General features: G+C 42.0%; 6 protein-coding genes. 1 reads left to right on the plus strand and 5 read right to left on the minus strand.

Translation table 11 applies throughout. From position 1 onward, the window contains the following. Window positions 1–57: 57 nt before the first annotated feature. The 3 genes from icd to ACFVAD_RS13610 form a co-directional block, all read right to left on the minus strand. Window positions 58–1,326: an NADP-dependent isocitrate dehydrogenase gene (gene icd, locus ACFVAD_RS13600; protein WP_386640830.1), complete on the minus strand. Its 1,269-nt coding sequence runs from the start codon at window positions 1,324–1,326 to the stop codon at window positions 58–60. Between the two features lie 75 nt (window positions 1,327–1,401). Then, complete coding sequence (citZ, locus tag ACFVAD_RS13605; protein ID WP_386640832.1) at window positions 1,402–2,517, minus strand: citrate synthase; 1,116 nt, start codon at window positions 2,515–2,517, stop codon at window positions 1,402–1,404. Between the two features lie 367 nt (window positions 2,518–2,884). After that, window positions 2,885–3,346 carry a DUF441 domain-containing protein gene (locus tag ACFVAD_RS13610; protein WP_386640834.1) on the minus strand — a complete coding sequence of 154 codons (462 nt, stop codon included), beginning with the start codon at window positions 3,344–3,346 and terminating at the stop codon, window positions 2,885–2,887. A gap of 176 nt (window positions 3,347–3,522) precedes the next feature. Between ACFVAD_RS13610 and ytvI the strand changes: the two genes are divergently transcribed. Further along, window positions 3,523–4,644, plus strand: coding sequence for a sporulation integral membrane protein YtvI (gene ytvI / locus ACFVAD_RS13615; protein WP_386640836.1), 1,122 nt, complete (start codon window positions 3,523–3,525; stop codon window positions 4,642–4,644). 42 nt (window positions 4,645–4,686) lie between these two features. On the opposite strand, the gene ACFVAD_RS13620 is transcribed toward ytvI, so the two are convergent. Together ACFVAD_RS13620 and ACFVAD_RS13625 are read right to left on the minus strand one after the other, a co-directional pair. Further along, window positions 4,687–5,601, minus strand: a complete 915-nt coding sequence (locus ACFVAD_RS13620) for a DUF1002 domain-containing protein (RefSeq protein ID WP_386640839.1) — start codon at window positions 5,599–5,601, stop codon at window positions 4,687–4,689. A 104-nt stretch (window positions 5,602–5,705) separates the two neighbouring features. Next, on the minus strand, window positions 5,706–6,101 hold the full coding sequence (locus tag ACFVAD_RS13625) for an FxsA family protein (protein ID WP_386640842.1): 396 nt from the start codon (window positions 6,099–6,101) through the stop codon (window positions 5,706–5,708). Between the last annotated feature and the right edge of the window lie 336 nt (window positions 6,102–6,437).

The following is a 6,437-nucleotide window of genomic DNA, read 5'->3' on the forward strand; positions in this document are numbered from 1 at the left end:
TATTCCTCCCAGCCCAAAGTGTTTATGTTGAAGCTAAGCATCCAGCCTCACAATCTATTACATATTTTTAATTAATTCTTCTCCGAACTCAGAGCATTTAACTTCTGTCGCGCCATCCATCAGACGTGCAAAGTCATATGTTACCACTTTGGAAGAGATGGATTTTTCCATTGCATCCATTACCAATTTCGCAGCTTCTGTCCAACCAAGGTGCTCAAGCATCAGTACACCTGAAAGGATAACGGAAGATGGGTTCACTTTGTCCAGACCAGCATATTTAGGAGCCGTTCCATGAGTAGCTTCGAAAATCGCATGTCCTGTTTCATAGTTGATGTTTGCTCCAGGAGCAATACCTATTCCACCAACCTGTGCAGCCAATGCATCAGAGATATAGTCTCCATTCAGGTTCATGGTAGCAACTACATCAAATTCTTTTGGACGAGTAAGGATCTGTTGCAAGAAGATATCTGCAATGGAATCCTTCACAAGAATCTTTCCTTCTGCTTCTGCAGCTTCCTGTGCTTTATTTGCAGCGTCTTTTCCTTCCGATTCAGCAATACGGTCGTATTGAGCCCAAGTAAATACTTTATCGCCGAATTCTTTTTCAGCCAGTTCATAACCCCAGTTCTTGAAAGCACCCTCTGTATACTTCATGATGTTTCCTTTGTGTACCAAAGTTAAAGATTTACGGCCATGCTCAATTGCATAGTTGATTGCAGCACGAACCAGGCGGGAAGTACCTTCCTGAGAAACAGGCTTGATTCCGATACCGGAAGTTTCAGGGAAGCGGATTTTGTTTACTCCCATTTCATTTTGAAGGAAGTTGATAAGCTTTTCCACTTCTGCAGAACCTTTTGCATACTCGATGCCAGCGTAGATGTCTTCTGTATTTTCACGGAAGATGACCATATCCGTATCTTCAGGGCGTTTTACAGGTGAAGGCACCCCTTGGAAATAGCGAACCGGGCGAAGGCATGTGAAAAGATCCAATTCTTGACGCAAGGCTACGTTTAGAGAACGGATTCCTCCACCAACAGGAGTTGTTAAAGGTCCTTTGATCGCAATTATGTATTCACGGATTACATCCAATGTTTCTGCAGGTAACCACTCACCAGTTTGGTTGAATGCTTTTTCGCCCGCCAACACTTCTTTCCAAACGATTTCTTTTTCACCATTGTATGCTTTTTGCACAGCCGCTTCTAAAACCTTTGATGCTGCTGACCAGATATCAGGGCCGATTCCGTCACCTTCGATAAATGGGATAACCGGGTTGTTTGGTACATTAAGTACACCATTTGTTACTGTAATTTTAGTTCCTTGAGTCACGGTAAAATACCTCCTATGATAGTTGAAATTTAGGGAGGAAGTTATGAGGCCCTCCCTTACCTTGAAAGTAATAAATTATCTTTGCTCTAATGGTACATAATCTTGCTTTCCAGGTCCAGTATAATCCGCACGAGGACGAATTAGGCGGTTGTTGGAATACTGCTCCAAGATATGCGCCAACCATCCGGATACACGGCTAACTGCGAAAATTGGTGTGAAAAGATCATGATCGATACCTAAAGAGTGGTACATGGATGCAGAGTAGAAGTCCACGTTTGGCGGAAGCGGTTTTTCGGAAGTTACAACTTCTTCCACTTTTACAGAAATTTCATACCATTTCGGTTCCCCGGTCAATCCAGCAAGCTTTTCGGACATGGCACGAAGATGCTTGGCACGCGGATCGCCTTGACGGTATACGCGGTGACCGAAGCCCATGATCTTTTCTTTATTTGCCAATTTTTCACGAATATAGCTTTCTGCATTTTTCACTTCCCCGATTTCGGAAAGCATTTTCATAACTGCTTCGTTGGCTCCACCGTGAAGTGGTCCTTTTAAAGCGCCGATTGCTGCCGTAACACCTGAATACACATCAGATAGAGTGGCTACACAAACACGTGCTGTAAAGGTGGAAGCATTCAGTTCATGATCCGCATGAAGTACAAGCGCTTTATTGAATGCTTCTACCGCAATCTCGGATGGCTCATCGCCAGTTAGCATGTATAGGAAGTTTGCCGCGAAACCTAAATCGGTTCTTGGGGCAATGGGATCCAATCCTTTACGGATTCTTGAGAACGCTGTCACAATTGTCGGCATTTTAGCCTGTAGACGTACCGCTTTGTGGTAGTTGGCGTCCTGGTCCATATTGTCAGCTTCATCGTCATATAAACCTAATAGTGAAACGGCTGTGCGCAATGCCGCCATTGGATGTACTTTCTCGATCGGGTATGTTTTGAAGTGGTTGATAACCTCTTGTGGAAGGGCAGCTTCTTCCGCCAGTTCCTTTTTTAGAGCGTCCAACTCCTCTTTTTTCGGCAATTTCTGATGCCATAAAAGGTAGATTACCTCTTCAAAACTGGCGTGGTCTGCTAAATCATCAATATTGTAACCAACATACGTCAGCGTATCATCAATGATGGAACTGATTGCCGATGTTGTTGCTACAACTCCCTCTAGACCTTTTGTGGTTGTCATATAAAACCTCTCCTTTACGTAAAGTTTCCCCATATCCTTATCTACTTCCGCCTATTGAACGCTTGCTCACCATAATGATTGTAAACATCCTTGTTAATAAATACACATTTTTTCTGCATTAGATTAACAAGCATATATAATTCTATCAAAATAAGAAAATGCTTACATTTCCATTCAAAAAAATAAGCGCCATAACCATTTCAATCATGGGATGTGCGCGCACTTCCAGGCGAACAAAATAAGAGTAACCCATAGGAAGGATGTGTCCTTGTCCCTATTATAAACAATTATCTGAACTTTGTGAATGAAAAGAACAAAACTACTCAAAAAAATATTATTACGAAAAAACAATTTGTGAAAATTATCCTTATGTAAAGTACTCTACCGCCTTCATGGCCAAATAGGCAATTCCGGCACCTATCAATGGCCCTACTGCAACCCCCTGGAATAGCGCCACTGCGAGAATGGTCCCAAAAACAAGAGCAGTTGTGATGTGGGGATCATTTGCAAGCAGCGTCAATCCACTTTTCGCAATCAGTGCCACAGCTATGCCAGCGCCAAGGGCAATCCATGCATAGGAGGATTTGACGGCCTCCTGCAGCTGTTTGAATCCTATATCACCAGTAGCAATCGGTACAAGTACAGCTATCGTGATGATCGTTACTCCCCAATTGATGCCTTTTGATTGAAGATAGGGGAATATCTTATTATCCAATCCAATAGCTTTAATAACGAGCAGTACACCGACTGCAAACATAAGCGAGGGATTTTTCGCAATAAATCCAATCGCAAGTAGAATGACCAAAAATAAAGTAGCTTGACTTAACATTCTTTCCATCCTTCCAAAAGACCAGAGCCTATTTCCATCCTAACATAAAAAAAACCAATGAAAAAGATTTGGAACCAGGCAATGTCTATTATTTGAAAACATTTATCTTTCCAAAGAATTTCAAAGGCTGTAAAATATGGATAAAGAGAGTGTTGGTAAATAAAGGAGTGTTGCGGTTGAATTGGAATTACGTTCATATTGTATTTAGAAGCTTGCTTGTTATCCTAATTGCCATTTTAGGATTACTTTCCTTTTATTATCTTTTTTCCATTGCCTATCCATTCATCATCGCTTTAGCTTTAGCTTTCCTAATTAACCCCCTTGTGAACATCATCGAAAAAAGAGGAAAGATACCTAGGAGCTTTGCCGTTTTCATTTCATTGATGGCCGTCTTTGCCATCGTCGCCGGTGTTGTCACACTGTTGATTGTGGAGATTGTTTCCGGTACTGAATATTTGGCCAAGGTGGTACCTGGCCATTTTGAAACGTTGGTTGTATTTGTCGAGCAATTCATCGTAACCAAGGTTCTTCCTTTTTTCAATGAAATAACCACGATGTTTCACAGTCTTGAAGAAGGGCAGCAGCAGTCCGTCCTTACAAACATAGAGAATATGGGTGCAAGCATTGCTACTACTGTCGGAGAATTCATCCAGTCATTCCTGCAAAACCTCCCGAAATTGATTACATGGATTCCAAGCTTTGCTACCGTGCTTATCTTTTCCCTACTCGCCACATTTTTTATAAGCAAGGACTGGTATCGCCATCAACATAGATTAAAAAGAATCATTCCTGCAAAAGGGCAAGAAAGCCTTACAAAGGTTTTTCTCAGCCTGCAAAAAGCATTCATTGGATTTCTTCGTGCTCAAGCGACACTAATTTCCATCACTACAGTCATTGTGCTGATAGGATTATTGATTCTGCGGGTGGAATACGCCATTACAGTTGCATTGATTATAGGGTTGGTCGATCTTATTCCATACCTCGGGACCGGATTGATCTTTGTACCTTGGATTATTTTCCTGGCCATAAGCGGCAATCTTCCACTTGCCATTGGACTTGGCGTTCTGTACCTTATTGTGATTGTGCAGCGACAGCTGATGGAGCCAAAAATCCTCTCATCGAGTATCGGACTGGACCCTTTGGCTACCCTGGTATCTTTATTTATCGGATTTCAGCTTATCGGATTCCTCGGACTCCTTGTAGGACCGGTCACAGTGGTAATTTTCAATACTCTGTACAAAGCTGGTGTCTTCAATGAAATCTATGCATTTATCATTGGCAGAAATAGAACCGTCTAAAAAAGAGGCTGTCCCGAAAATGTCGGAACAGCCTCTTTTCCATTATTTGAATAGATTAGCGATTGATTGAAAAAGCTCTCGGAAGAAATCAGCAACTCCCTGCCAGAATCCCGGATTGCCTATTACATTTTCCACTCGATCTTTGATTTGCTTTGAAATATCCTCCAGCTGCTGCTTTACACCATCAAAGTTGATGTCAAGCTCCCGCATTTTATCAAACAAGTCGATAAGCAGCTGTCGGTCTTCCTCACTTAACTGAATTTCAAGTTTTTGTAATTGCTCCTCAACGATTTTCTCAATGTCTTCCTTTGTAGCCGGATCCTGCTCTGCAATCTGCTTTTTGATTTCTGTCAGCAGTTCACTTACTTTTTCCTGATCCATGCCTTCTTTTTCTGCAAGATTGGTAGCAAGGCTAAGCTCCTCATTGGCTACCTCCATGCGATCCTTGTCCAGAACCTCGCCGCTTACTTCATATGCTTTATAGATTCCCACAAGGGCGGAATGGCCGCTCACCTTTACAGGAGAGACTACGATAACCTCAGCGTCCTCGATTCCCGCTGTCAATAGTGCATTGGCGTACATATCATTTGTTACTTCTGTAATGTTTTTTGGAGTTTCCCTTTTGATTGCAAGGCCTTCTCCTTTTTCTTTTCTCGTAATTTTAGCAGAAGAGAACATTCTCGCATTTCGATCTTCCCCATCGATATACTTTACCAGGTCTTCACCTGTTACTGTGATTTCCTCCACCATTTCCGGATCCTTCACATTTAAGAGCTCCCGGACCTCCTGCTTCTGTTCCTCTGAAAGTGAACCGCCATATACAACAATCGGCAGGCCGAACTTTTCATTGATGCTGTCTTTTTCTTTGTCGCCATTAGCGGCTAAGGCCGTCCCTGTAAAGCTTAAACCTGTCAATACTAATGTAAAAACTAGCAAGACTTTCAATAAGTGCTTCATTCGTTTATCCCCCGTGTTTTTTACAAATTTTTCAATTCTATCTGTCTCATATATTAGCATGAATTTTCATAAAGGCAAGGGTTTCCCAATGCCTTTCATTCTTTCTATCTTCTGTTGATGATGGTAAATTGCCCCTTGTCCATTCTATTCCGGATTCCTCGGATGATGAATGGCTTCACGATATTTCTGGTAGCAGGAATCAGCAGTAAGAATCCAATGGAATCCGAAATGAATCCCGGAGTAAGCAGGAGGACACCACCAACCAATATGCATATTCCATCAATAATCACATCGCCGGGCATTTGCCCATAGCTCATTTTTTGCTGGGCATTTCTTAATGCTTCGAGTCCTTGATATTTTGCCAACCATGCGCCAAGGATACCCGTCAGAATAATCAGGAGTATAGTAAGCCATGGTCCAATATATTGGCCAATTGAAATCAGTAGCCAGATTTCGAGTGCAGGTACAACTATTATTAAAGCCAAAAGTATTCTGAACACAGAGGTCATCCCCAATCGTAAAAAAAGCTTGATTTAATCATAGAAACCGCAGGCTCCTATTTTACAATTATACCAAATGGAACAGGATAACTCTAATTTTAGGAGAAAAGGTGCAGGATAGCCCTGGTTTAATAGTGCCCACCCGCTAAAGATTTTTCTGTGTAGCTAGAATGTATCATGTATCTGACTAATATTGTCCGTTGATTTCCGCTCCAGACACTTGCTTTCCGCGGGGAGAGAGGGGAGCCTCCTGATATGAACAAAACTGTCAAGGAGACTGCTCCAAACCCATTTTTTATCCGCCTTTAAGAAACGAAGCATTTACGCTTCTTTTTA

The sequence above is a fragment of the Sutcliffiella sp. NPDC057660 genome, assembly GCF_042800035.1.
Taxonomy (GTDB): domain Bacteria; phylum Bacillota; class Bacilli; order Bacillales; family Bacillaceae_I; genus Sutcliffiella_A.

Bases quoted from the DNA above. Each gene is read 5' to 3' on its own strand.
- citZ (WP_386640832.1), bottom strand. From the start codon at position 2,517: ATGACAACCACAAAAGGTCTAGAGGGAGTTGTAGCAACAACATCGGCA.
- ACFVAD_RS13610 (WP_386640834.1), bottom strand. From the start codon at position 3,346: ATGTTAAGTCAAGCTACTTTATTTTTGGTCATTCTACTTGCGATTGGA.
- ACFVAD_RS13620 (WP_386640839.1), bottom strand. From the start codon at position 5,601: ATGAAGCACTTATTGAAAGTCTTGCTAGTTTTTACATTAGTATTGACA.